The following is a 26,701-nucleotide window of genomic DNA, read 5'->3' on the forward strand; positions in this document are numbered from 1 at the left end:
AGGACAGCTAAGGTAATCTTAGCCATCCATTTTGTATGAAAGTTATCTCTTCGATTGACGTAATACCCGCTTTACTTATTAATTACTTCGCCTTCTCGTCTAAAGAACCCAAAAACGCCAACAGTCTGTACAATGTTTGTAAATGCTTTTGGATCTACCTCTTTAATAATTGTTTCCAAATCATATAATTCATAACGCGTAATGACTAAATACATCATATTTTTATCTTCTTTTGTATATGCCCCTTTTACAGGAATAATCGTAATTCCTCGCACCATTTTTTGATGAATAGCATGCTGTAGCTCATCTGCTTTAACTGTAACAATCATTGCTGTTACTTTTTCATGACGTGTATGGATCATGTCAATAACGGCTGTCGTAGTATACAACGCTAACATTGTATATAAGGCATTTTCAGGCTCATATAAAATACCAGCCATAACAATAATAACCCCATTAAGAATTAAAAAATAAGTACCGATTGGCTTGTCTTGTAATCGTGATAAAAACATTGCAACAATATCCATACCGCCAGTAGATGCACCTAACTTTAAGGATAATCCGACACCTACGCCAGCAATTACCCCACCAATTACTGCATTTAAAATAATATCATCGGACACTGAGATTACAGGTAATATTTCCATAAAGATAGTAGCAAATATAACGGAAATAATGCTATAAATGGTAAATCCTTTTCCTACTTTGTACCATCCTAAAATAAAGACAGGAATATTAAATAATAACAGCAAGATTCCCGTACTAATGCTAAAATCGGTATAATCTTCAAACAAACTAGAAGCTAGCTGCGCAGCCCCAGCAAATCCACTCGCGTAAACATTTGCATTAATTAAAAAGAAGTTAAGTGATATTGCAACTAATAACGAACCAAAAATAACAACAATAATACGTTTTGCTTCCATAAAAAACATAGGTACCTCCGGTTTGTGAGTTTTTCTGTGAACTAGACCATTTATTCAACATTTCCTATTTACTAGATACTACAATACTGTGATTGATGGGAAATGGACTTTAAAAAAGAATTCCTTTCCCTAACATACACTCTTTTGATTCTTATTATCCTTCAATAAAACATCCAAGCCACAATCGGACCTATGACAGAACCGATAATTGCCGAAAGTGTCATAGCAAGGGAGCTGTAGGATGCTTCCTCCTCACCGTAGTCGATTGCTTTCGAAGTTCCCAGTGCGTGAGCAGCCGTCCCTAATGCAATTCCTCGGCCAATTGTTGTATCAATGTGCATCCATTTCATCAACGCCGGTCCAATTATGATTCCAGTGAAACCTGCAATCATTACAAAAGCGATGGTTAACGAAGGAACACCGCCAAGTGTTGAAGAAATTTGAATAGCGATAGGTGTTGTAATCGATTTTGGTAATAATGACATGACGATTTCCTTTGAGAAACCAGCTAGTTTAACAAATATTACTCCACTTAACATGCCAACAACAGCACCGACCGAAATACCACCAAGGATCGCAAGCATGTATTTTTTTATCAATTCCCTTTGTTTATATAAAGGTATTGCCAATGCTACAATCGCGGGTCCCAAAAGCAAATCCACCCACTTTCCACCAAGCATATATGTTTCATAAGGAACTTTGAAAAGCACTAGTACCAATATGATTCCAATTGTTGTTGTCAGGATTGGGATTAGGAACACTCTGCGAAATTTAACAAATACGAAATTCATCACAAGATATATAGCGAGGGTTAGTACTAAAAACAGAATGGAAAGCATTATTATTCGCATGAAACCTGCTCCTTACTTTTTGCAGATTTACGAGCCAGGGATTGACTTGTAGTGCCGGAAACCCACATCGCCAATAGCGTGCTAACTATGGTAATTGGTATTAACAAAAAACCAATTCCTGCAAAAACATGCCAATAATTCATCACACCGACAGTTGCAGGGATAAAATATAGTGGCAAATAAGCTAAAAGAAAGTAAGCTCCCGATTCTATCCATTCAAGCTTATATATTTTTAATGAAAGAGCTGCCAGTAGCAATAAAAGACCGATTATACTTCCTGAAAGTGGTAAGTGCAGGAAGTCTCTTAACCAGTTACCGATTAGGACAAAACCATATAAAATTACGATTTGCGAAATTATTTTTATGTATTTCAAAAATACGCTGCCCCCTTTTATTACTTTCCTTCACATTAACTTGATGCTCTATTCGTATCAGTATAGAGATTTACTATGTAAATATCAAAGGTCGCAATGAATTTTCAACGTTTTACGATAGATTTCTGAAACTACTTTTACGCCAAGACCAATAATGGCAAGTCTATTATCCTAAATACATTGGGGCATTTTGCAGCTATATTCACCTATTTATCTGCTAGTATAAAGTAGTATGTCACGTTTCACTTTGAAAGTGGTGACCCTATAGAATTCGCACTAAAGGGTCCCGAATTCAGTATGCTTGCTGAGGGCAATTTTGAAATTTAAATTTCTCAATGCCAACGTTATTATGGAACAGTACGAGTGATTAGTGAGTAAATCTTTTTCCAGATAATAAACCCCGAATTCAGGCTCTAGTTAAAAGAGTCCAGAATTCGGGGTTTCTATTTCAGAAAGTTATTCGCTTTCTTCTTTAGGTTTTTCTTTTCTGGGCAATAGTTCGGGTGTCGAATCTAGCTGATCGAGGAATGATCTCGACTTCAAACGAATTCCCACTTGCTCATCGTAAATTGTACGAACAAGTTTTTTCATGAATTCTTTCGTTGTCTTTTTCAATGTCAAATTACCAACTCGATTGATGGGGACTGTATAAAATGTCCGTATCAGTTTTAATTGACTTGGTGTAATTCGGGTTGCAAATTTGTCTACCTGGAAGCATCTGTGGCAGATAAAACCGGTTTGCATAAAGGAAAATGCAAACTCTCCCTCTGTCGCTCCGCAGTTTGCACATTGATGAAGAACTGGATGAATGCCAGCTATTGGCAACATTTTCCACTCAACGAATAATGCAATCGCTTCGGGGTCATATTGTTCGTTAATTGCGTGAAGCGCATCATATAACAATCCATATATCCCCACGATACGTTCATTATCTTCAGTAAGCTTATCAATCAATTCGACAATATAACTGGCATAGGCCGTTGCTTCCAAGTCTTCTCGAATATGCCGCATTGAGTCGAGTGGTTCACCCTGTTCAAGCGTCCCCATTCCTCTGCCAGTTCGAATCAGAAATGAACCGTGTGTGAAGGGTTGTGTGACTGCTGCTAGCCTGCTAGCCGGTTTCTTCGCACCACGCGCCATTGCCGTCATTTTACCGCCTTCACGTGTGAACAGCGTAACAATTTTGTTGGACTCGCCATACGGAATGCCTCTTAAAATGATTCCTTCCCATTTGTTCAGCGAAGCAATCACCTCTTTGTCAACTTATGCAACTCATTTCTTAATACTCATCGTCCCTGAAACCGAATTCTTTCAGTTGACCTGGCTTATTACGCCAATCTTTTTGCACTTTAACCCACAACTCAAGAAATACTTTTGAACCAAGTAACATTTCAATATCATATCTTGCTTTCGTGCCGATTTCTTTAAGCAATGCACCTTTTTTACCGATAACAATGCCTTTCTGAGAATCGCGGTCAACGACAATCGTTGCCATTACGTTAACCATTTCACGTGATTCCTCGCGTTCAATCTTTTCAATAACAACTGCTATGGAATGTGGAATTTCTTCTCTCGTTAGATGTAATACTTTTTCGCGAATTAATTCAGAAATAATGAATCGCTCAGGATGATCCGTTACTTGATCATCAGGGTAATATTTGGGCCCTTCAGGTAAGTACTTCGTCATCGTTTCTAGCAAACGCTCCACATTATTACCGTTTAAAGCTGAAATTGGAACAATTTCAGCGAAATCGAATTCGGAAGTATAAGATGTGATAATTTTAAACAACTCGTCTGGGTGTACTAGGTCAATTTTATTGATGATTAAAAACACGGGTGTCTCCGAGTTTTCAAGTAAGTCGATGATGAATCGATCACCGCGGCCAATCGCTTCGTCAGCATTAACCATGAACATGATTATATCTACTTCTTTTAACGTGTTACGAGCACTTTTCACCATGAAATCACCAAGCTTATGCTTTGGCTTATGAATTCCTGGAGTGTCAATGAATATTATTTGTGATTCATCTGTTGTAACAACCCCTTGCACTTTATTGCGTGTTGTCTGGGGTTTGTCGCTCATGATGGCAATTTTCTGACCGACTACATGGTTTAGAAATGTTGATTTACCAACATTAGGGCGGCCAATAATCGATATGAACCCTGATTTAAACTTATTATTGTTTTGCTGCATATGAAAGATCCTCCTTGGAAAATGCGCCCGGAAGCAATTTTGCTACCGTTGTTTCTTCTACGTCCCCATTTAAGTTTGTCAGATATACAGGCATTGCGCCATCACAAAATTCAGCTATGACTTGTCTGCATGCTCCGCACGGGGAGATTGGACCTTGCGTATCTCCAACTACTGCAAGTGCTTTGAACGTCCGTACACCATCGGAAACCGCTTTAAAAAATGCCGTTCTTTCCGCACAATTCGTCATACTGTATGCAGAGTTTTCAATATTACAACCGTGATAAATAGTTCCATCGTCAGCCAAAAGTGCAGCCCCGACCGGAAACTTCGAGTATGGTACATACGCTTTTTCACGTGCTTTTTTCGACTCATTTAATAATTGTTCTACATCCATAAAAACACCTCTTCAATTTAGTTAAACCATCTCGGTAAAAAAATAATCAACCCGATTAATGCACTAATCATTGCGTATATTAGCACAGCACCCGCAGCAAGATCTTTCGCCTGTTTTGCAAGCGGATGGCGCGTATCTGTTACAAGATCAACAACACGTTCCACCGCCGAATTCAACATTTCAAGTGCGAGCATCCCGCCAATCAAAATGAGAATGATAAACCATTCGTATCGTGACAATCCAGTCAGTACTCCTGCAGACACGACAATAATAGCGGAAAATAAATGCAATTTAGCATTTCGTTCTACTAGTATACCGTGACGGATTCCATTCCACGCGTAGACGAATGATAGCAAAAACTTCCGCATCGAGTATTCACCTCTCAAGTCCGAATGATGCGAGAATCTCTTTCTGCCTGCCGACCATTTTAGCTTCGTCAACTTCTGTCATATGATCGTACCCTAGCAGATGCAAAAAACCATGCAGTGCTAGAAAACCGATTTCACGATGAAAATCGTGCCCATACTCTTCTGCTTGCCTACCAGCTGTTTCCACTGATATAAGTATATCACCTAATACGGTCGGCATGCCTTCTATCGGAATTATTGCAATTTCGCCTTCCGTCATCTCTTCAAGAGCAAATGAAATAACATCTGTCGGAACATTTTTACCACGATATTCAGAATTCACTTCTTGTATTTCCTCATCTGTCATGAATGTTACAGCCAATTCTATTTCTCCAGTCAAACCTTCTTCTACTGAAGCATGGCTTAGCAATTCTCTTATCAAGTCTTCTGTTTCTTTATCTACTTTTTTAGTTTCATCTTCAAAATAAATTTCCAGCATTCTCTGACACTCCTTTCAAACTCACTTTGGATATTCAATACGGTTGTGGAATATCCCATTCAATGTTTCGCAAATAACTCTTTCAGCTGTCTTTAATTCTTTCATTGAAAGATCACATTCATCGAATTGGCCATCATTTAATTTATCATTTACAATCGATTTTACAAGTGCTGCTATTTTTTGTGGGGTGGGTTCTTTCATCGAACGTACTGCTGCTTCAACACTGTCAGCTACTGATATTATTGCGATTTCTTTTGTTTGCGGTCTAGGACCCGAATACCGAAATTCCTCCTCCGTAACATCCATACCAGATTCTTTCGCTTTAAAGTAAAAATACTTTAATGTACTCGTACCATGATGTTGACGCGCGATATCGATAATTTCAGCTGGCATCTTGTGCTTTTCAAGCAGCTTTGCACCATCTTCCGCATGGGCGATAATAATGTCCCTACTCTTCTCCGGTGGTAGAGCATCATGAGGATTTTGTCCAGCAAGCTGATTTTCTATAAAAAAGCCCGGTCTGATGGTCTTGCCAATGTCGTGATAATAGCTCCCGACTCTTGCAAGAAGTCCATTCGCTCCAATCGATTCGCACGCTGCATCAGCCAGATTGGCAACCATAACACTATGATGATAAGTACCTGGTGTTTCGGTCAAAACCTTTTTCAACAATGGATGATTTGGATTCGATAATTCGATTAGACGCATGTCGGACAACAATCGAAAGGCCGACTCAAAGAATGGCATGAGACCGATTGTAAGTGCTCCAGATAAAATACCAGAAGCAATTGCCGCTATCACATAATAGACTAGCTCCGTCAAATCATAAGAAGACTGTGTCATCAAGAGGTAAAATGCGATAAACATCATATTTGAAACGGATACCCCAAGACTTGTCCGTAAAATATTCGAACGTCTTCCACCATTACCAAGCAAATATAAGCTCACAATACCGCCGAAAAGTATGTATAATGCAACTTCCATTTGAATGATTGCTGCATAACCTTCCTGAAGAATTATTCCCGCAGTTGCAGCCGTGATGATTGTTGACAATATCGCAAGACGTTCATTGGTTAACAGCTTCATTAACATTGGTGCAAGGGCTGTTGGGAATAGAAATGCGAGAAGGACATCAAAATCCTTTCCAATAAGCGATAGTAACTTCATAATGACTACTAATAGAAAAAAGACTGATAGCGCAATAAGTAATGCTTTTCTTTTTGTTACTCTATTTTCGTTCCAAGATCCAAAGTGCATATAAATGATTGCACCGATAATTACAACAAAGATAATCAGGCCAACCAACGGCTTCATGGATGACTGGTTTGACAACACACCTGCAAGCTCCAATTGCCTGTATACTTCTTTATCGATAACTTGGCCTTCGCGTACAATTACTTGCCCTTGTAAAATACGTGTAGGCTCAACAGATTCCTTAGCTTGTACGATCCGTGCCTTCGTCATATCTTCGTTAATCAATTCTGTCTCAACAATAAGGGATTTGCTAATCGCAATTAATGTTTGTAAGGCAGTAGACGGAACCGCTTCCGTAAGTCGAATTTCCCGTTCGACTTCGTCGCGTACAGTCGACAAATCTGAAGTCCTGACAGGTTTCGATAATTCCTCCCCAATAACATTGACAAGTATTTTCTGCATATTAAGCAATGTCTCTGTGTTTTGTGCTAAAAGACTGGTAAGGGCATCATCACTCAAGCGCAGTCCAGGTTCTTCCTTTTCCAGGCTCGCAAGTTTAGCCCGCATAGTCGGAAGTTGTTCTTTGGCGGACTTAGTTGGCGCTTCTGTTTCAGTTTTCCCAGGTTCACTCGAGGTTTTCACTTCAATAAGCAAATCAAATATAGACGTTGCAATCGCTTGCCTATTTTTCACAACATCTTCGGAAAATTGATAGTATGGATTAACTTCATTAGCCGCGCGTTCTCTTTCCTGCTCTGTTTTCACAGTATCTTCTACCGTTTTTAATGAACGTATGGTATCCAATGAAATTTGAAATAGTTTTACCTCATAGGTTTCTTTTTTAACGCTGCCATACATGAAAGTAAAAAGGAGTATCATTGATATCGCTAATAAAAATAGCGACAAGTAATTGAACTTAAGTGTTTTAAAAAGTTTCCCCATTGGCTTAAAAATTGGAATCTCTCCCCCTGCTTCTCTATGACTACAATTAGAGCAGCGATGATTCTAAAGAAAAAGCAGTCACTTTCTATGACTGCTCCTGTTCATACGCTTCAATTATTTTGGCTACGAGTGGGTGGCGTACGACATCCCCTTGTTCTAGATATTGGAAATGAATATCACTTACGTTACTTAGAATTTTTTCTGCGACAATTAAGCCTGATTCAGTGCCTCGTGGCAAGTCAATTTGGGTTTTGTCCCCATTGATTACCATTTTCGAACCAAAACCGAGTCGTGTCAAGAACATTTTCATCTGTGCTTTTGTCGTATTTTGCGCTTCATCCAAAATAATAAAGGCGTCGTCGAGTGTTCGTCCCCTCATATAAGCAAGGGGCGCAATTTCAATAACTCCCCGCTCCATAAGTCTATCCGTCTGTTCTGCTCCCAGCACGTCATGGAGGGCGTCGTATAGCGGACGCAGGTATGGGTCGACTTTTTCTTTCAAGTCGCCTGGGAGGAACCCAAGACTCTCTCCAGCCTCGACTGCTGGTCGTGTAAGTATTATCTTTTTGGCAGATCCTGTTTTCATCGCCAGTACTGCTAGTACGACTGCTAAGTATGTCTTTCCTGTTCCCGCTGGACCAATACAAAATACAAGATCTCTCGAACGAACTGCACTAACGTATTCACGCTGACCAATCGTTTTCGCGCGAATCGCCTTTCCTTTCATATTCCTAGAAATTTCTTCATCGTACAGTTCAGCAAAGTATTCGATTGTGCCACTTTTCACCATCTCGAGGGCTGTCGAGACATCTCGTTGATTAATATTAGTACCTTTACGTATTACTTTCAATAACTGCTCCAAAAGCACTTTTGCTGAATTCCTATTCTCTTCATCACCACTGATTGAAATCGTGTCACCTCTGGTCAATACTGAAATGTTCAGTTCTTCCTCAATCAGCTTCATATTCTGGTCAGAAATGCCAAGAAGCATCACTGTTTCATTAGGGTCTTCAACATGAAGTTGAATCATTTGCTCATCCAATAGGCTCAGTCTCCTTGGGAATCAGTCTTTTAACAGCTATATTGTCATTGATCAGAAACAATATAGTCCCACTAACTTTATCATTACCGAATGTCACGTGTAAAATATTTTCATCTTTAATTATTGCTTTTGAAAAAGATTCCGATAATAGCTTGTTTTTTAGTAAGGGAATTAGTACTGTTTCCTCCATCCCTTTAACCAATTCAAACTGTCCTGCAGTCTCTTCCACATGTCTTTCCATTTTAATAAAAGATTGCAGAGTCCACTTCTTTTCTCCTTGCTGCTTCCACGGAGGGTTAAATGAATATTTAACAATTTCTTCACCTTGCAACTGGAATTTCATTTCTTTTGGCAAGCTGAATGAATATTCAACCCAGTAATCTGCATAAACGGCTCCGTCCGCAGCTACAATTGTTGTTTTATCGCCTTGTTCAAGGATTCCCGTAGCAAGCACGTCCCCTTCTTTTACAGTCTGATGAACTCGACTGACCCGTTCACCTCTTTTCAATTCAAAACGTGTAATTACACCCCCGGTACGCGCTACGAGGTTAGATGGAGCCTCTTCAGCTTCGACTATGTTATTTGAGGGAGGCGAAATCATCGGTATAACCGTGAGCGATGTACCGACCCGTCTAAATCTAACCCAAGATAAATTCGGATCATCTAGCATAAGGTTTCGGCGAATTTCACCTTCATCTGGGATTAGAGCTAAAGGTCTTAACGGAACAATTGAACCTTTTTCAAGTTTCTTCTCAATTCTATCCACGACTTCAGGGATATCGGATTCAATTTCTACTGACCAGAGGAAATAGGATGCCGCTAACGGAATAAGACAGGCTATAAGAAAACGACCTGTAGAAAAAAAAACTATTGAACCCGACTGAAGATTTGCAATTGAGATTGCCACTTTTAAACGATAATTCCTTCTATTGCGCCGGATAGTACGAAGCCCACTACGATCCGTCCGAAAACGAGCAACACCATCAACAACCGATAACGATGTTATTTTTGTTCCTATTGTCACCAATTTTGTGAGAAATCCAGGAAGGTCACCGTCGCCTGAAACTTTAACAGCATACCGTTTACGCATCATACACAGCTTCCTGTTTTTCACCAGTTTTAATGTTCATAGCACTAATGGAGGTAAATGTAAAAAGGGCCACTTCCTCCGTAAGTGTTTCAACTGTTAAGTCAGTCCCTGACACTTCAATCTTGTATTCTCCGCTGCTAATAATCGCAAAATCGGGGCCAAGTTTCAGCAAAGAGTAAGGACCAGTGATTCGTAATGATGAAAAATCCTCAATTGTAATTGATGAACCGGTATTAAATAGTTTTCTCAAAATATAAAACCCCCTATCCACATTGTATGATTTGGATAGGGGGTCGATGCTTATCTTTTTGATTTCGGTGGACCGAAGATTTCAGAGAAGACAATACCTTTAAACAGGTCATCTTGACTTTTTGGTATTAGATCAAGCTTTTCCACAATTTCTACAGATTGGCGTACGCCGCCATGTGCCGACAATCTTCCACTATGACGACTTACAGAAGAATCAGGACGCTCAATATGACGACTAACTGTTGAATCAGCACGTTCTTTTCTACTAGAAGTAGGTCTTGCAGGTTGTGCTGTTTCGGAAGTAGTAAGAACCATTTCTTGATGCAGTTGTCGCTGTTGCGTTTGTTCCTGTTGTGTTTGGAGTTTGCGACTTGGCGGTTCCGCATCCTGAGTCTGCATCTCTTTTTGCAATTCGCGATACAAGTCTTTTGACATCTCTTTTAATTTACGTGTCGGACTATTTGGAGCCTGACCTGTTGCCGTGAATGGCTTTGGTTGCGGTCCTTTTTCGGGTGGGCTTTTCTTTCCTTTACCGTTTAGAAAAGCTCCGACAGCTAGAGAGATGATCAATATGATAAGTCCACTATCCATTAAGTGCATCCCCTTTCCGGGAATCTGTTTCTTCCGGATTAGTCTTTGGCTGGGTCGGTTTTATCGGTTTTTCCATATTTACTGATGGAATCGCGCATTCCCGTATCTGCCTGGACATTTTTAAAGTTCATGTAATCCATAACTCCCATGTTACCTGAACGTAGTGATTCCGCCATTGCAAGTGGAACTTCTGCTTCGGCTTCAACAACTTTCGCTCTCATTTCTTCAACTTTTGCTCTCATCTCTTGCTCATTTGCCACTGCCATAGCACGGCGTTCTTCTGCTTTTGCCTGTGCAATATTTTTATCAGCCATAGCTTGTTCAGTTTGAAGTTCTGCACCGATGTTTTTACCGATATCAACGTCTGCGATATCAATCGATAGGATTTCAAATGCTGTACCTGAGTCAAGACCTTTTGCTAGCACAGTTTGTGAAATCATATCTGGATTTTCTAATACTTTTGCGTGGTCAATTGAAGAACCGATTGTCGATATGATACCTTCACCAACACGTGCTACGATTGTCTCTTCACCAGCACCACCGACAAGTCGGTCAATGTTTGCACGAACTGTTATACGAGCTTTTGCTTTTACTTCAATCCCGTTCATTGCCACACCGGCAATGAATGGTGTTTCAATAACTTTAGGGTTAACGGACATTTGAACTGCCTCTAAAACGTCACGACCCGCTAGATCGATCGCAGCCGCACGTTCAAATGTAAGTTCGATATTTGCACGGTGTGCAGCAATCAGAGCATTGACAACACGGTCAACGTTCCCTCCTGCAAGATAGTGACTTTCAAGCTGATTAATTGAAACCTCAAGCCCCGCTTTGTGTGCCTTAATGAGCGGATTAACGATTCGACTTGGGATAACCCGGCGAAGACGCATACCTATTAATGTGAAAATACTGACTCTAACGCCTGCTGCCATTGCGGATATCCACAGTGTCACAGGAACGAGTGTGAAAAACACTGACAAAACAATAATTGCGATAAAAGCAATTATAACGATTGTAACTAAACTACCTGTACCTAAAAGTGCTTGCATTATTCAATTTCCCCCTTTTCTACTGATTCCCTGACTACAATTCGAGAACCTTCAACCTTTACAATAATAACATTCTTTCCTTTATCAATGTAGCTTCCATCGGAAACAACATCAATTCGTTCGCCGTCCAGTTCTATTGCACCGGATGGTCTAAGTGCTGTAGATGTCTGCGCGGTGCGGCCCAGTAGTTCTTTTCTATTCACATTAGAAACATAGCCACTTTCAGTATCAGTTGAATCCATCAATACCATCTTGTTAAGCAAGTGCAATTTTTTACCGAAAAATTTCATAATAATCACCATCCCTGTTACAGCGATAGCAACCGCGATTAAGACAGATATCGCCATATACATCGGATTGCCGCCCGCCATAATAATACTTCCAATAATTGCGAGCGATCCAACAACACCTGCAACGCCATGCGGAAGGAAGATTTCCGCTACTACCAGACCCACTCCAATTAGAAATAAGATAATTGTTTCGTAGCCTGCGAGTCCAGCAATCAGGTGCCCGTAGAAAAATAATACTAATGAACTGGCAGCCATAGTTCCTGCTACTCCAAACCCCGGAGAGTATAGCTCCAGTACAAATCCCAGTCCAGCAATTGACAAAAGAATCGGAACAACGACAGGATGCGTGACGAAACGTGCAATACTCTCCGTAAATGTTTCATTCGTCGAAATAATCTCTGCGTTTTCAAGTCCTGTTTCTTTTAGCAACTCTTTGAGGGATGTCACCGTTCCTTCACTATATTCGACTTTCATTGCCTCATCCGCAGTAAGTGTCAGTAATTCACCAACACCTGCTCGGTAGTCGGGAAGATCGATTTTAGGATTTGCCATAGCTTCAGCATATAATGGGTTACGTTTTGAAGACTTCGCTGCATTTATCATGCTTGCGACCCAGGCACTATGTGCTTTGACATCCGCCGCATTGCCAGAAGAGTCAATCACCTGTGCAGCACCCATTCGTCCATTTGGAGACATGTAGATTCGATCTGCATGAAGTGCCAAGTATGCGCCCGCAGATAAAGCATCATCATTGATGTAAGCGATTATCTTTAAATCTGTTTCATCCATGAGCTTAGCAATTTTTCCCGCTGCATCAGTAAAGCCACCTGGTGTATTGATGTCCAAGATGATTGCTTTTGCATCCGCATCTTCAGCTTCTGCGAATGACCTTTGCAAAAATGCGTATAATCCTTTTTCAACAACGTCTTCAATGGGAACTTTATAAACTTTAGTTGTTGCCGCACCGGTTTCTAAGAACGGAAACGTGAATGCCGATACGAATAAAATGAACAGGAGAATTTTTCCTATCATTTTATGCATAGTATTGTTCACCTCTCTTTATAGAATCTATTATATCTCTATATACGTTCTAAATGCGCGGAAGTTTCATTTTCATTGTAAATATGTTTATTTTTCTTCATCTCGAAAAGTGCACGGTGTTACATAGCCGATTTGCATATTAATACGCATGATTGGCACAGGTAGTAAATTATCTCAAGCATATACAAATAAACCGGAAAACCCATAAAGGATTTTCCGGTTTACCAAATTTTAAATTGAAAACAAGATCGAACTCATCATCGCAGGAAATCAGAATTTACGTTTCCTTGCAGCTTCAGATTTCTTTTTACGTTTCTCACTCGGCTTATCATAAAACTCACGCTTTCTTACCTCTTGTATTGTTCCACTTTTGGATACAGTACGTTTGAAGCGGCGAAGAGCATCTTCAAGCGATTCGTTTTTACGAACAACAGTTTTCGACATATCTCTTGTCCCTCCCTCCAAACACACTTCTTGTACAAGACCAAGTGCCTTGTACTCATAAATTATACCTCGTAATTAAGCATAGGTCAATATAAAACTTTCAAATTAATAATCAGATTTAGATTCCAACCCTTGCATGATTTGAACGCCTGAACTTGCACCTATTCTTGTAGCCCCTGCATCTATCATTTTCTTCATGTCTTCCAAGCTTCGAACTCCACCCGAAGCCTTGACACCCATTTCAGGTCCAACGACGGCTCTCATCAACTTGACGTCTTCCTCTGTCGCTCCCCCAGTTGAAAAACCGGTTGATGTTTTCACGAAATCAGCACCTGCTAGAACCGATAGTTCACATGCTTTTCTTTTATCTTTATCAGTTAGTAAAGCTGTTTCAATAATAACCTTTACAATCGCTTTTCCTTTTGCTGCATTAACAACTGCTTTAATGTCTTTTTCCACAGCCGCATCATCACCACTGCGAAGGGCTCCTATATTAATGACCATATCGATTTCAGTTGCTCCGTTTGCAATCGCATCAGCAGTTTCAAATGCCTTTACCTCAGACGTTGACGCTCCCAAAGGAAAACCAATGACTGTACAAACCTTAACTGGTGAACCTTCAAGTGCAGCTGAAGCTGTTTTTACCCATGCCGGGTTTACACAGACAGAAGCAAACGAATATTTACGGGCTTCTTCACATAATGTCGTTATTTCTGTTTTTAAAGCATCTGCTTTTAATAATGTATGATCGATATAAGTAGCATAATTTGTATTCAAATGAATACCTCCTTGAGTTGTCCGTACTTCTGATATCATATCAAGAACCATTCGTTTCTGCACGAAAAAAGCTGTTCCTTCCAAAATGGATAAGAACAGCTTTTTTAGATAGCTGATTTAGACGAGTTGTGTCTCTTCCTCAATAACACGGACAAACTGTCCTTCGTTATAGGGATAGCCTGCTTTCACGACTTTTACACGAATGATTTTACCGACCATGGACTCATCAGCGGGAAAAACGAGTTTCAAATAATTATCCGAGTAGCCTTCATATAACCCGCTGTCCGGATCAAGCTTATACTTTTCTTCCGGGATGACCTCGAGTACCACATTTTCGAATGTCGATGCATATTGCTTCGCCAGCTGATCGTTCAATTCGATCAGGCGATGAACACGTTCGTTTTTTACAGCTTCGGGAACCTGGTCTTCCATTCTTGCGGCGGGAGTCCCAGTCCGTTTTGAATAAGGGAAAACATGAAGTTCAGAGAATTTATAATCACGGATAAAGTTGTATGTTTCCAAGAACTCTTCTTCAGTCTCACCAGGAAAACCGACGATAACATCTGAAGTGATTGCCAATTGTGGCAGTGCATCACGCAATCTGTCCAGACGTTCTGCAAAAAATTCCATCGTATATTTCCGGCGCATACGTTTCAAAACGGAGTTGGAACCGGATTGAATCGGAATATGCAGATGACGAACGATTGTAGATGAATTACGAAGGACATCGATGACCTCATCTGTAAGTTGGCTCGCTTCAATCGAACTGATACGAAGACGTTTCAGTCCTATCACCTGGGTTTCAAGATCACGTAGCAGCCGAGCCAGATTGTAATCTTTCAAATCTTCTCCGTAACCACCTGTATGAATACCTGTTAAAACAATTTCAAGATATCCCGCATCGACAAGCTGTTGCGCCTGACGGATGACTTCCTGTGGATCACGCGAACGCATAAGTCCACGAGCCCACGGAATGATGCAAAATGTACAGAAGTTATTACATCCCTCCTGGATTTTGAGGGACGCACGTGTGCGATCAGTAAATGCAGGTACATCTAGTTCTTCATAAACTCTGTTTTTCATAATGTTGCGGACAGCATTGATCGGCTTACGTTCTGAACGGTACTCATCAATGAGCCCAAGAAGTTTGGTCCGATCCTGTGTTCCAACAACAATATCAACCCCAGGAATCGCCATGATTTCAGCAGGAGAAGTTTGTGCGTAACAACCCGTTACACAAATGACAGCATCCGAATTTTTTCGGACTGCCCGACGAATGACTTGTCGGCTTTTCTTATCACCGGTATTCGTCACTGTACATGTATTAATGACATAAACATCAGAGTTCTTTTCGAAATCACCGCGGTCATAACCGGCTTCCTTGAAAAGTTGCCAGATTGCCTCGGTTTCGTAATGATTCACTTTGCAGCCCAACGTATGAAATGCCACCGAAGACACAGCTGCTCACCTCTTTCATTCAAATTCGTATGACATTGCGGACAATAAATACAATGGTGCCGTTTCAGTCCGCAAGATGCGCGGACCTAATGCAATCGGCAGAAACCCTTCAGAACGGAGATTTTCAGCTTCTGTTCTCGATAACCCGCCTTCTGGTCCGAATACAACTAGCACCGTTTGTTCATGATATACATTTTTTAGACGATCAGCAATTTTATGAGGCTCTCCACATTTCGCATCCTCTTCATCTGCAAAAAGTAAGACGTCAAATTGCCTTGATTCCACAATCAATTGCTGAAATGATAATGGGTTTCCCACTTCAGGAATAACGGTTCGATGACATTGTTCTGCGGCCTCTTTGGAAATTTTGCGAAGCCGTTCAACTTTTTTATCACCTTTTTTTTCATCCCACTTAACAATGGATCTCTCAGCTTGAAATGGTAGAATCCCCGACATACCAAGCTCAGTTCCTTTTTGAACAATTAAATCGAGTTTATCGCCTTTTGGCAGACCACAGGCAATTGTTACTTGAACAGGCATTTCATTAGACTTTAATGCATTGCCGGTACGCAAAATAACTACACCATCCGGTAGCAATTCAGTAATTAAAGAAATAAAAGCCTCCCCGTTCGTAACAGCAATGACATTATCATCGACATTCATCCGCATGACACGAATGATATGTTTTCCATCATCGCCCTTTATTGTCGCGATCCCTTCATCATCAAAAGGGGATTGCAGAAAATAGCGTTGCAAATTGTTACACGCTCCTTTTTCTCGCAATAATAGCAACCCAGTCTTCCATAAGGACAGACTCTATAATCTCAAATCCTTTACTCACTAGGTCATCCTTTACCAGGTCCCGTTTCTGGCCGATAATTCCCGAAACAATAAATAGGCCATCCTCCGGTAAAATGGTATAAGCATCTTGTGAAAAGGAAATGATAACTTCGGCCAAAATATTAGCAATGATAATATCAGTCGGTTCTTTTACAGACTCTAGTAAATTACCGTGTACCACTTCGACCGTTCCTTCAACGTGATTCAACTTGATGTTATCTTTTGCGGCTACTACTGCGACTTGGTCCAAGTCTAGCGCATGAACCCGTGATGCACCTAAGAGTGCCGCACCGATGGCGAGTACTCCTGAACCAGTTCCTACATCCACAACTGTGTAGCCAGGTTTAACGTATTTCTCAAGCGCTTGCAGACACAGTACTGTTGTTGGATGTGTACCTGTCCCAAAAGCCATTCCCGGATCAAGCTCAATAATCAATTCATCAGACTCAACCGGAACGTATTCTTCCCATGTTGGTACAATTGTAAAGCGGCCAGAAATTTTAACAGGATGATAGTACTTCTTCCATGCAGTTGCCCAATCTTCTTCATCGACTTCATTCATCTGAATAGCATTTTTACCGACATCCAATCCGAATTTTGACAAACCTTCGATTGACAGTTCAATATCTTTAACTGTTTCTATCAGAAAACTATTAACAGGTAAATATGCCTTTAAAATGACTCCCTCTAAAGGAAAATCATTTTTGTCCAGTGCCCATATTTCACCGTACTGGTCTTCGTGGATTCGATCTGGTTCCGCTGAATCCTCTATAACGACCCCACTTGCACCAGCTTCATGTAAAATATTTGCTACTGCTTCAGTTGCTTCATGTGTCGTATGAATAGATACCTCTGACCACTTCATATGAATTCATCCCTTTCAGTCGCCTTTGATTGATCGTTTGATTTTATCGAAAAGAGAACTTGAATACTCATCAAGAGAATCCCCACTAATCGCCGCAAACTCACGCATAAGTTCTTTCTGTTTTTCCGTCATTTTCTTAGGCGTCGTCACTTTTACAATAACGTGCTGATCTCCAATTCCACGACCATGGACGTTTTTAACACCTTTGCCTTTCAAACGGAATCGTGTTCCTGTTTGAGTACCAGCAGGTATTTTCAAATTCACTTTTCCTTGTACAGTTGGAACTTCGATTTCATCACCAAGAGATGCTTGCGGGAACGATAGATTGAGTTCCAGATAAATATCATCGTCTTCTCTGATGAATTTCTCATGTGGCCTCACACGGAATACGATATACAAATCTCCTGAAGGTCCTCCATTATGACCTGGTTCACCCTGTCCGGATACGCGTAACTGTTGACCATCATCAACACCTTCAGGGATTGTCACTTTAATTTTTTTCTTTTTCGTTACTCTACCTGCGCCATGGCAAGTCGAACATTTTTCAGGAATAATTTTACCAGTTCCTTGACAATGGTGACATGCTCTACGGTTTACCATCTGACCGAGCGGCGTGTTTTGTGTAACGCTGATTTGCCCTGAACCACTACAATGTGTACACGTTTTAGCTGACGTTCCTTTTTTAGCACCTGAACCATCACATGTATCGCATGTTTCTTCTTTCGGTATTTCAACTTCAGTCTCCTTACCGAAAACTGCCTCCATAAAGTCAATATTCATCGAGTATTGAAGGTCATCCCCTTTACGAGGAGCGTTCGGATCACGCCGACGGGTATTCCCACCGAAAAAACTACTGAAAATATCATCAAAACCGAATCCGTCAGCACCACCTCCGCCACCAAATCCTTGATTTGGATTTGTATGGCCGAATTGATCATAATTTGCTTTCTTCGAATCATCACTCAGCACTTCATATGCTTCAGTCACTTCTTTGAATTTCTCTACTGCATCATCTGCTTTGTTCAAGTCAGGATGGTATTTCTTTGAAAGTGATCGATAGGCTTTCCTAATTTCGTCTTTTGAAGCGGACTTTGACAAGCCCAATACGTCATAATAATCTCTTTTACTCATTATTTCACTCTCCCGAAATACTTTGGCATGTTTACTATTGTATCACTACGAACTTAAAAGCGTAAGCGTTCAGTGAGCTCCGAAATGCAGGATAGATGCAGTTCATTCCCCTTCCGCTATATTAGCTTAAAGGGCTAGCCGCTGCTGCTTGGACTCGGCAATAAAAACCGAAAAAGCCAAAGCCGGAATATCGGACTTTGACTTTTCCGTCAACAAATACTTTTATTTAGTTTCTTTGTCGTCTACTTCTTCAAAATCAGCGTCAACTACGTCGTCGTCCTTAGGCTCAGAAGTGCCTTCAGCACCTTCAGCGGATTCAGCTGCAGCTTGCTCATATAATTTCATTGACATTTGTTGGACAAGTTCATCCAATTTTTCTTTTTTCGTACGAATTTCATCATAATCAGCAGCTTCTAGTGCAGCTTTCAACTCTTCCTTAGCTTCTTCCACACTCTTCACATCTTCTTCGGAAACTTTTCCTTCAAGATCTTTTAATGTCTTTTCAGCCATGAATACGAGTTGGTCTGCTTCGTTTTTCAAATCTGCTTCTTCTTTACGTTTTTGGTCAACCTCAGCATTCGCTTCAGCATCTTTCACCATACGTTCGATTTCATCATCAGTTAGACCAGAACTTGCTTGGATTGTAATATTTTGCTCTTTTTGAGTTCCAAGATCTTTCGCTTTAACTGTAACAATCCCGTTTTTATCGATATCAAAAGTAACTTCAATTTGAGGAACTCCACGTGGAGCCGGTGGAATATCCGTCAATTGGAAACGACCTAGCGTTTTGTTGTCCGCAGACATTGGACGTTCGCCTTGCAAAACATGAATATCCACAGCTGGCTGGCTATCCGCTGCTGTTGAAAACACTTGTGATTTGCTAGTTGGAATCGTTGTGTTACGTTCGATTAGTTTTGTAAAGACATTACCCATTGTTTCAATACCTAGTGATAAAGGTGTTACGTCTAATAGAACAACATCTGTAACATCTCCACTTAAGATAGATCCTTGTACAGCCGCACCAAGTGCAACTACTTCATCCGGGTTGACGCCTTTATATGGCTCTTTACCTGTTTCTTTTTTAATAGCTTCTTGAACCGATGGAATACGAGTTGATCCACCAACGAGAATTACTTTATCAATTTCAGATGCAGCAAGTCCAGCGTCTTTTAACGCTTGGCGTGTTGGAACCATAGAGCGTTCAACAAGGTGAGCAGTCAATTCATCGAATTTCGCACGAGAAAGTGTGACTTCTAGGTGAAGTGGACCTGCATCTCCTGCTGTAATGAAAGGTAGTGATACTTGTGATGATGTTACGCCTGAAAGGTCTTTTTTCGCTTTCTCAGCAGCATCTTTCAAACGTTGCATTGCCATTTTGTCTTTTGACAAATCAATACCGTTGTCTTTTTTGAATTCCTGAACGAGGAAGTCAATGACTACATCGTCAAAATCATCTCCTCCAAGTTTGTTGTCTCCAGCAGTAGATTTAACTTGGAATACGCCATCGCCTAGTTCTAGGATCGACACGTCGAACGTACCGCCACCAAGGTCATATACAAGAATTGTTTCGTCTTCATCCGTTTTATCGAGACCATAAGCAAGCGCCGCTGCAGTTGGCTCATTAATAATTCGTTCGACTTCAAGTCCAGCAATTCTACCTGCATCTTGTGTTGCTTGACGTTGTGCATCGCTGAAGTAAGCTGGAACAGTAATAACTGCTTTTGTTACTTTTTCACCTAAGTATTCTTCTGCATACCCCTTCAAATATTGAAGAATCATCGCTGATACTTCTTGAGGTGTATATTCTTTGTCTTCTGCTTTAACTTTGAAATCAGTACCCATATGCCTTTTAACAGACATGATTGTGTTCGGGTTAGTGATTGATTGGCGTTTAGCAACTTCTCCAACTTGACGTTCGCCGTTTTTAAACGCTACGACGGATGGTGTTGTACGGTTACCTTCTGGATTTGGAATTACTTTCGGCTCTCCGCCTTCATAAATTGCAACTACTGAGTTTGTTGTCCCTAAGTCAATACCAATAATTTTGCTCATAATCAAATTCCTCCTATTAAATAGTGCTTCTTTTATTGTAATTCTACTTAATCGTTAACTTTAACCATTGCTGGTCGCAGTACTCTGTCTTTCAACATATATCCTGCTTGCAATTCTTCAAGTACGATACCTGCAGGTTTATCTTCATCTTTTCCAGTCATAATTGCTTGATGGAAATTAGGATCGAACTCCTGATCGAGTGCTTTGATCTCAACGAGCCCCTCTTCTTCAAGAGCTTGGACAAATGTACGGTATATCATATCTAATCCCGTCATCATCGTTTGGACTTCTTCTGTTTTTGCTTCAACAGTCAATGCCCGTGAAAAATTATCTAGAACAGGAATAAGATTAGTTACTACATTCTGAGCACGGTATTTTTGAGCTGCTTCTTTATCAAGGGAGACCCTTCGTTTGAAGTTTTCATAGTCTGCCAGTAATCTCAACCGTTTGTTCTCTTCTTCATGTAGTTTTTCTGTCAGTTCTTGCACAGTAGTGTCATTCCCGTTTTCTATGATTTCAATCGAATCCACATTTTCATCTGAATTGATTGTTTCAATTCCATCTTCAAGCGTTTCATTTACTGATTCTTCTTTAACTTCAATTTCATCATTTACATTTGTCATTGGTCGTTCCTCCCTGCCGTTCCGCCGCCTATTGTCAACCTTGCCAATTCACTGGACAAATCACTGCTCATTAAATCGAGCATAGTAATGACTCTTGCATAATCCATACGTTTTGGTCCGATAATCGCGATGGAACCCGTCATATTGTCGCCCGCTGAATACGTAGCTGTAATCACACTGTAATCTTCCATGGCATTGTGATTATTTTCAGAGCCGATGCGGACATGGATACCTGTCATACCTTCTTGGAAAAACGTCATTGCCGGTGCAGCATTATCCATCAGTTCGAAAAATGTTTTCATCTTATGGATATCATTGAATTCAGGTTGTTTCATCATATTCATTTTACCGCCAAAAAACAGCCGTTCTTCCGGTGCGATTGATATCGCCCGTTGGAATGAGGCGAATAAGTCGCCAGCGTGATGGATATGACGTTCCAATACCGTTTTCGTTTCCTCGACTAGCATTTTTTGAATATTAACAAGCGGTGTACCAATCAGTCGTTCGTTTAGGATGTTCACCATTTTTTCAATATCAGACGCGGTGAATCCTTCCGGTACATTGAAAAGCTTATTCTCAACACGGCCATTGTCTGTAACGATAATAGCGACAGCCGTCTTCCGATCTAAAGGAACGATTGAAAAACGTTTCACTGCATGCAGTGAAGTGTCTGGTCCAAGAAGAATCGAAGTGTAATTGGTCAAATCGGAAAGAATTGTTGCAGATTTACGTATCAACTCTTCAGTTTCGACAATTTTCTCTCGAAAAACAGATCTCAAATGGATACTGTCTTCCATGTTAAGCTTTTCTGTAGTCATCAAATGATCGACATAAAATCGGTACCCTTTTTCAGATGGTATTCTACCGGATGAAGTGTGGGTTTTTTCAAGATAACCCATCTCTTCAAGATTAGCCATTTCATTCCTAATTGTCGCAGGACTGAAAGGAGCTTCCGGCTTTTTGGATAGCTGCCTTGATCCGACAGGTTGTGCGGATTCGATGAAATCGTCAACCGTCAGTTGCAATATAAGCAATTGTCTGTTCGTCAACATAGCCATCACTCCTGTTAGCACTCTATAACCACGAGTGCTAATGCTACTGATAATTTAACAAATACAGATCGTCGTGTCAACGAATTGACTCACGATTATTTAAGAAATTGTTGAAACACATCATTTCCCCTGTAAACACCGTGCTCTGTTAACTTGACGGTATCATCCAATTGCATGACAAGTCCGTCTTCAATCAGAGATTGCAGCGTTTCACCGTATACATTTTCAAGCGATTTTCCAAATTTCTTTTGAAATAATGAACGAGAAACGCCATATGATTTGCGTAATCCAAGAAACATCTCTTCTTCCATTGCTTCTGTTTCTGTAACTAGATGTGTTTGTTGTAACGGCCTATTACCCGCAGCTGTCTTTTCAATATATTTTGCAATCGGTCCAACGTTTGAATACCTGGTTCCATTTATATAACCATGTGCACCGGCACCGATTCCTGCATACGTTGCGTTCTCCCAGTAGATGAGATTATGAATTGATTCTTGACCAGGTATTGCAAAATTACTAATTTCATAACGATTTCGTCCATGGCTTTCCATATGTTCAATTAGCATCGTGAACATTTCTGTTTCGATATCTTCCCCCGGCAGCGGCAATTTTCCTTTATTCATCAAGTTATAAAACACTGTTTTCGGCTCGACAATAAGGGAGTATCCTGAATAATGAGGGAGGTCAAGCGCAGTCGCCTGTATAAGCGTATCTTGCCATTGAGCGATAGTTTGTCCCGGTAACCCGTATATTAAATCAATACTAATATTGTCGAATCCTGCTTTTCTAGCTTCTCCAACAACTCGTTCAGCATCACCTGGACTATGCGTCCTCCCGATCTTCGTCAACAATTCCGCGTCAAATGATTGTACACCGATACTCAATCTATTTACGCCGCCATTTTTCAGAACAGCTAACTTCCCGAATGTCAGTTCATCAGGATTTGCTTCAGTAGAAAATTCTTTTAAAGAACTAACATCAACATATTCATGAATGATTTCAAGCAATCGTTCGAGTTGTTTTTCAGATAGTGAAGTCGGTGTTCCGCCTCCTAAGAAAACAGTTTCGACTTCTTTAAATGAAATCCCCTCATTATGCATGATAGATAGTTCCTGTCCTATCGATTCGATATATTCATCTACAGGCTGGTTCTTGAAAAATACTTTATTGAAATCACAGTAATGACAAATTTGATGGCAAAACGGAATGTGGATATACATACCCCTCATACCGTCACTTCCTTTCTTTAGTAAGAAAAACTCAAAACATTGTTCAAGGAATCCAGTCATACATAATACAATATGCTGTGTCTCTCAGCGACAAACCGAGGTAGTATCGACTCAAAGATCTCAGCTTTATCGTTTAGACACGGAAAAAAGAGGGCTATACGCCCTCTATTCCATTTATTAATTAATCTTCATCCATTTTCAATACTGCCATAAATGCTTCTTGGGGAACTTCAACTGAACCTACTTGTTTCATACGTTTTTTACCTTCTTTTTGTTTATCAAGAAGTTTACGTTTTCGAGAGATGTCCCCTCCGTAACATTTAGCCAAAACGTTTTTCCCCATTGATTTGATTGTAGACCTTGCAACAATTTTTTGACCGATTGCTGCCTGCACAGGTACTTCAAATTGTTGTCTAGGAATTAGTTTCCGCAATTTTTCAACAATCGCTTTTCCGCGGTCATATGAGAAGTCTCTATGCACAATGAAACTGAATGCATCGACATGTTCTCCGTTTAAGAGGATGTCCATTTTTACAAGTTTCGATTGTTTATAACCAATCAGTTCATAGTCGAGTGATGCGTACCCTTTTGTACCAGACTTCAACTGATCGAAGAAATCGTAAACAATTTCCGCGAGTGGCAATTCGTAGATGATATTGACACGAGTCGAATCCAAATAATCCAACGTCATGAAGTTACCACGTTTATGTTGACACAGTTCCATAACAGAACCTACATACTCATTTGGCACCATGATTGATGCTTTTACATATGGCTCTTCGACATAGTCGATTTTTTGTGCGTCTGGCATCATTGCAGGGTTGTCCACTTTCATTTCAGAACCGTCTGTCAAGACAACATTGTATATAACACTTGGCGCAGTTGTGATCAAATCGATATTGAATTCTCGTTCAATACGCTCTTGAATAATTTCCATATGCAAAAGGCCTAGGAATCCACAACGGTATCCAAATCCAAGTGCTTGAGACGTCTCCGCCTCGTATTCAAGTGCAGAGTCATTCAACTCTAACTTCTCAAGTGCGTCACGTAGTTCATTGTATTTCGATGTATCAATTGGATACAGTCCGCAGAACACCATTGGATTCATGCGTCGATAACCAGCCAAAGGTTCGCTTGCCGGGTTTTTCACACTTGTAATCGTATCACCTACGCGTGTATCCCCGACATTTTTTATGGATGCTGATAAATAACCGACATCTCCGACAGTCAATTCATCCCTAGGTGATATTTTTGGAGTAAAGACTCCTGTTTCAAGAACTTCGAAATCCTTGCCAGTCGCCATCATGTGAATCTTATCGCCTGGCTTAACGGATCCTGCCATGATACGAATATTTACAATAACCCCTTTATAAGGATCATAATGAGAGTCGAAGATTAACGCTTGTAATGGAGCGTCCGGATCGCCTTGTGGGGCAGGGACTTTTTCAACGATTTGTTCCAAAATATCCACGATTCCAATACCTGCTTTTGCAGAAGCAAGAACCGCTTCTGATGCATCCAGTCCGATTACATCTTCAATTTCTTTTCTAACACGTTCCGGATCTGCTGCTGGTAAATCAATTTTATTGATGACGGGTAATATTTCAAGTTCATTATCAAGTGCCAAATAAACGTTTGCAAGTGTTTGCGCTTCAATCCCTTGTGCCGCATCGACAACGAGGATTGCACCTTCACATGCCGCAAGACTTCGCGACACTTCATATGTAAAGTCGACGTGTCCAGGCGTATCAATCAGATGGAATGTATATTCCTGCCCGTCTTTCGCCAAGTACGTCAACTGCACTGCATTTAATTTAATCGTGATTCCGCGTTCTCTTTCAAGATCCATCGAATCCAACGTTTGGGTCTTCATTTCCCTAGATGTTAACGTTTGAGTCTGTTCCAGAATACGATCCGCCAATGTTGATTTCCCGTGATCGATATGGGCGATAATAGAAAAATTCCGGATGTTTTTTTGACGTGCCGCTCTCTGTTCATGATTCATGTAAGTTCACTCCTATTTTAACTATATGAATTATAGCAGATATCCGTTCACCTTTACATATATTTGTGTTAAAACCTTTAGGGAACAGGCTTGAGAATGATTCAACTTGATAATTTTTGTACTGTTTTATATGGTTTTATATAAATCATGGCATCAAAATTACTTATCATCCAGAAATGAAATAGCCCATTTTTATGAAGTCTTTTCTATGTCGGACTATTTCATTTTTATTAACTATAAAATCGACTTTCTCTATTCTTAATCACACAATCAAAATCTTGCCTACAATCCATTCGTTTAACTGCTCGATTTCCCCCTTATATAGTACATTCCCCCAATACTTCTACTCACAGCATAGAAACGAGTGAAGTATCTATGAATTAATCAAAGTGTAACTCGTAACTCGTAATTGCTAATCGTAGTCGTTGCCTAGCAACTACCAAGCGCTTGTTCAACGAGCTGTAAATCCATCTAAACAGTTGATACTCTGCTTTCATCCAGTCAATTCTCCGGAAATCTAATGGCACCAGCGATTGACGGGTTCTGGTACATATTAGCAAACCAAATGCGTACGATCTTGCAACGTTTATGGATGGCTGAACGGCATTGCGTACATAGATAACAGTTAAGTTGTCACATTGATAGCAAAGAAACGTTATCAGAAGAACAATTTGTATTTATCGAAATACTCAGCGTGAAAGGGTGAAACCAATGAAAACACGACCTTATTTAGATTTCAGCATTTCCGGTAAACCGTCACTCTCATTTCGATGTTCCGTAATTGGATTAACCGGCATGAATGGTTTCGCTACCTGTTGGACATTTTGTTAATAGTTCCACGATTTTGCCGAATCATACATCTGACTTTTCCACCGACTGCTATGTGGATTCCAAGACACTTGTAAAGGGCTATGAATACGCTGCTGACCGATTTGTAGTTATTACAGAATCCGAACTAGAAGGATTGAATAGTGACATCGGGGAAAAAGCAGTAGGGATTGCGGAGTTCGATGGCAACGATACTCAGAGCAATTAGGCGAAATTTCACAATCAACTAAAAAAGGGGCTGTCTCAATTTTCATTTGAGACAGCCCCTTTTTATGAATAGGATATACGATTTCCCATTCACCATCGGCATTAACCAGTAACTTTGAT

27 protein-coding genes are annotated in these 26,701 nt (G+C 40.4%); 1 reads left to right on the plus strand and 26 read right to left on the minus strand.

Features of this window, described 5'->3' with window-relative positions; genetic code table 11:
* Positions 1-71: 71 nt before the first annotated feature.
* From AC1TO6_RS06195 to lepA, 26 genes are all read right to left on the minus strand, one after another.
* The gene (locus AC1TO6_RS06195; RefSeq protein WP_482100741.1) at positions 72-932 is read right to left on the minus strand and encodes a YitT family protein; all 861 of its coding nucleotides are present in this window, start codon (positions 930-932) and stop codon (positions 72-74) included.
* 152 nt (positions 933-1,084) lie between these two features.
* Positions 1,085-1,774, minus strand: a complete 690-nt coding sequence (locus AC1TO6_RS06200; RefSeq protein WP_482100742.1) for an LrgB family protein — start codon at positions 1,772-1,774, stop codon at positions 1,085-1,087.
* Positions 1,765-2,148 (minus strand): CidA/LrgA family protein, encoded by a 384-nt coding sequence (locus AC1TO6_RS06205; protein ID WP_482100743.1) that lies wholly within the window; start codon positions 2,146-2,148, stop codon positions 1,765-1,767. The genes AC1TO6_RS06200 and AC1TO6_RS06205 overlap by 10 nt, the downstream gene beginning before the upstream one ends.
* A 456-nt stretch (positions 2,149-2,604) precedes the next feature.
* Positions 2,605-3,399, minus strand: a complete 795-nt coding sequence (gene recO / locus AC1TO6_RS06210) for a DNA repair protein RecO (protein WP_482100744.1) — start codon at positions 3,397-3,399, stop codon at positions 2,605-2,607.
* Between the two features lie 28 nt (positions 3,400-3,427).
* Positions 3,428-4,342 carry a GTPase Era gene (gene era, locus AC1TO6_RS06215; protein ID WP_482100745.1) on the minus strand — a complete coding sequence of 305 codons (915 nt, stop codon included), beginning with the start codon at positions 4,340-4,342 and terminating at the stop codon, positions 3,428-3,430.
* A complete protein-coding gene (locus AC1TO6_RS06220; protein ID WP_482100746.1) occupies positions 4,326-4,736 on the minus strand; it encodes a cytidine deaminase in 411 nt (136 codons plus the stop codon). Before AC1TO6_RS06220 ends, era begins: the two co-directional genes overlap by 17 nt.
* A gap of 17 nt (positions 4,737-4,753) precedes the next feature.
* The gene (locus tag AC1TO6_RS06225) at positions 4,754-5,104 is read right to left on the minus strand and encodes a diacylglycerol kinase family protein (protein WP_482100747.1); all 351 of its coding nucleotides are present in this window, start codon (positions 5,102-5,104) and stop codon (positions 4,754-4,756) included.
* Between the two features lie 7 nt (positions 5,105-5,111).
* Positions 5,112-5,582, minus strand: a complete 471-nt coding sequence (gene ybeY / locus AC1TO6_RS06230; protein ID WP_482100748.1) for an rRNA maturation RNase YbeY — start codon at positions 5,580-5,582, stop codon at positions 5,112-5,114.
* Positions 5,583-5,603: 21 nt separating this feature from the next.
* On the minus strand, positions 5,604-7,718 hold the full coding sequence (locus AC1TO6_RS06235; RefSeq protein ID WP_482100749.1) for an HD family phosphohydrolase: 2,115 nt from the start codon (positions 7,716-7,718) through the stop codon (positions 5,604-5,606).
* 85 nt (positions 7,719-7,803) lie between these two features.
* Positions 7,804-8,748: a PhoH family protein gene (locus tag AC1TO6_RS06240; RefSeq protein WP_482101007.1), complete on the minus strand. Its 945-nt coding sequence runs from the start codon at positions 8,746-8,748 to the stop codon at positions 7,804-7,806.
* 4 nt (positions 8,749-8,752) lie between these two features.
* Positions 8,753-9,850, minus strand: coding sequence for a sporulation protein YqfD (locus AC1TO6_RS06245; RefSeq protein ID WP_482100750.1), 1,098 nt, complete (start codon positions 9,848-9,850; stop codon positions 8,753-8,755).
* Entirely contained in the window at positions 9,843-10,100 is a 258-nt protein-coding gene (locus AC1TO6_RS06250) for a hypothetical protein (protein WP_482100751.1), read from the minus strand. Before AC1TO6_RS06250 ends, AC1TO6_RS06245 begins: the two co-directional genes overlap by 8 nt.
* A gap of 50 nt (positions 10,101-10,150) precedes the next feature.
* The gene (locus tag AC1TO6_RS06255) at positions 10,151-10,690 is read right to left on the minus strand and encodes a hypothetical protein (protein ID WP_482100752.1); all 540 of its coding nucleotides are present in this window, start codon (positions 10,688-10,690) and stop codon (positions 10,151-10,153) included.
* A 38-nt stretch (positions 10,691-10,728) separates the two neighbouring features.
* Positions 10,729-11,739: a flotillin-like protein FloA gene (gene floA, locus AC1TO6_RS06260; RefSeq protein ID WP_482100753.1), complete on the minus strand. Its 1,011-nt coding sequence runs from the start codon at positions 11,737-11,739 to the stop codon at positions 10,729-10,731.
* Positions 11,739-13,070: an NfeD family protein gene (locus AC1TO6_RS06265; RefSeq protein ID WP_482100754.1), complete on the minus strand. Its 1,332-nt coding sequence runs from the start codon at positions 13,068-13,070 to the stop codon at positions 11,739-11,741. The genes floA and AC1TO6_RS06265 overlap by 1 nt, the downstream gene beginning before the upstream one ends.
* Before the next feature lie 270 nt (positions 13,071-13,340).
* Positions 13,341-13,514, minus strand: a complete 174-nt coding sequence (gene rpsU, locus AC1TO6_RS06270) for a 30S ribosomal protein S21 (RefSeq protein WP_067208368.1) — start codon at positions 13,512-13,514, stop codon at positions 13,341-13,343.
* Between the two features lie 105 nt (positions 13,515-13,619).
* On the minus strand, positions 13,620-14,291 hold the full coding sequence (gene deoC, locus AC1TO6_RS06275; protein WP_482100755.1) for a deoxyribose-phosphate aldolase: 672 nt from the start codon (positions 14,289-14,291) through the stop codon (positions 13,620-13,622).
* A gap of 117 nt (positions 14,292-14,408) precedes the next feature.
* The gene (gene mtaB, locus AC1TO6_RS06280; RefSeq protein ID WP_482100756.1) at positions 14,409-15,749 is read right to left on the minus strand and encodes a tRNA (N(6)-L-threonylcarbamoyladenosine(37)-C(2))-methylthiotransferase MtaB; all 1,341 of its coding nucleotides are present in this window, start codon (positions 15,747-15,749) and stop codon (positions 14,409-14,411) included.
* Between the two features lie 15 nt (positions 15,750-15,764).
* Positions 15,765-16,541, minus strand: a complete 777-nt coding sequence (locus AC1TO6_RS06285; protein WP_482100757.1) for a 16S rRNA (uracil(1498)-N(3))-methyltransferase — start codon at positions 16,539-16,541, stop codon at positions 15,765-15,767.
* Positions 16,510-17,454 (minus strand): 50S ribosomal protein L11 methyltransferase, encoded by a 945-nt coding sequence (gene prmA, locus AC1TO6_RS06290; protein WP_482100758.1) that lies wholly within the window; start codon positions 17,452-17,454, stop codon positions 16,510-16,512. The genes AC1TO6_RS06285 and prmA overlap by 32 nt, the downstream gene beginning before the upstream one ends.
* Before the next feature lie 15 nt (positions 17,455-17,469).
* A complete protein-coding gene (dnaJ, locus tag AC1TO6_RS06295) occupies positions 17,470-18,585 on the minus strand; it encodes a molecular chaperone DnaJ (protein WP_482100759.1) in 1,116 nt (371 codons plus the stop codon).
* Between the two features lie 222 nt (positions 18,586-18,807).
* Complete coding sequence (gene dnaK / locus AC1TO6_RS06300; protein ID WP_482100760.1) at positions 18,808-20,637, minus strand: molecular chaperone DnaK; 1,830 nt, start codon at positions 20,635-20,637, stop codon at positions 18,808-18,810.
* A 47-nt stretch (positions 20,638-20,684) separates the two neighbouring features.
* On the minus strand, positions 20,685-21,260 hold the full coding sequence (gene grpE / locus AC1TO6_RS06305) for a nucleotide exchange factor GrpE (RefSeq protein ID WP_482100761.1): 576 nt from the start codon (positions 21,258-21,260) through the stop codon (positions 20,685-20,687).
* Positions 21,257-22,312: a heat-inducible transcriptional repressor HrcA gene (gene hrcA, locus AC1TO6_RS06310; RefSeq protein WP_482100762.1), complete on the minus strand. Its 1,056-nt coding sequence runs from the start codon at positions 22,310-22,312 to the stop codon at positions 21,257-21,259. The genes grpE and hrcA overlap by 4 nt, the downstream gene beginning before the upstream one ends.
* Before the next feature lie 95 nt (positions 22,313-22,407).
* Positions 22,408-23,541, minus strand: coding sequence for a radical SAM family heme chaperone HemW (gene hemW / locus AC1TO6_RS06315; protein WP_482100763.1), 1,134 nt, complete (start codon positions 23,539-23,541; stop codon positions 22,408-22,410).
* A gap of 181 nt (positions 23,542-23,722) precedes the next feature.
* Complete coding sequence (lepA, locus tag AC1TO6_RS06320) at positions 23,723-25,546, minus strand: translation elongation factor 4 (protein WP_482100764.1); 1,824 nt, start codon at positions 25,544-25,546, stop codon at positions 23,723-23,725.
* Positions 25,547-26,345: 799 nt separating this feature from the next.
* Here lepA and AC1TO6_RS06325 point away from each other — a divergent pair.
* Positions 26,346-26,582: a hypothetical protein gene (locus AC1TO6_RS06325; RefSeq protein ID WP_482100765.1), complete on the plus strand. Its 237-nt coding sequence runs from the start codon at positions 26,346-26,348 to the stop codon at positions 26,580-26,582.
* Positions 26,583-26,701: the final 119 nt, after the last annotated feature.

The sequence above is a fragment of the Sporosarcina sp. Y352 genome (assembly GCF_056786535.1).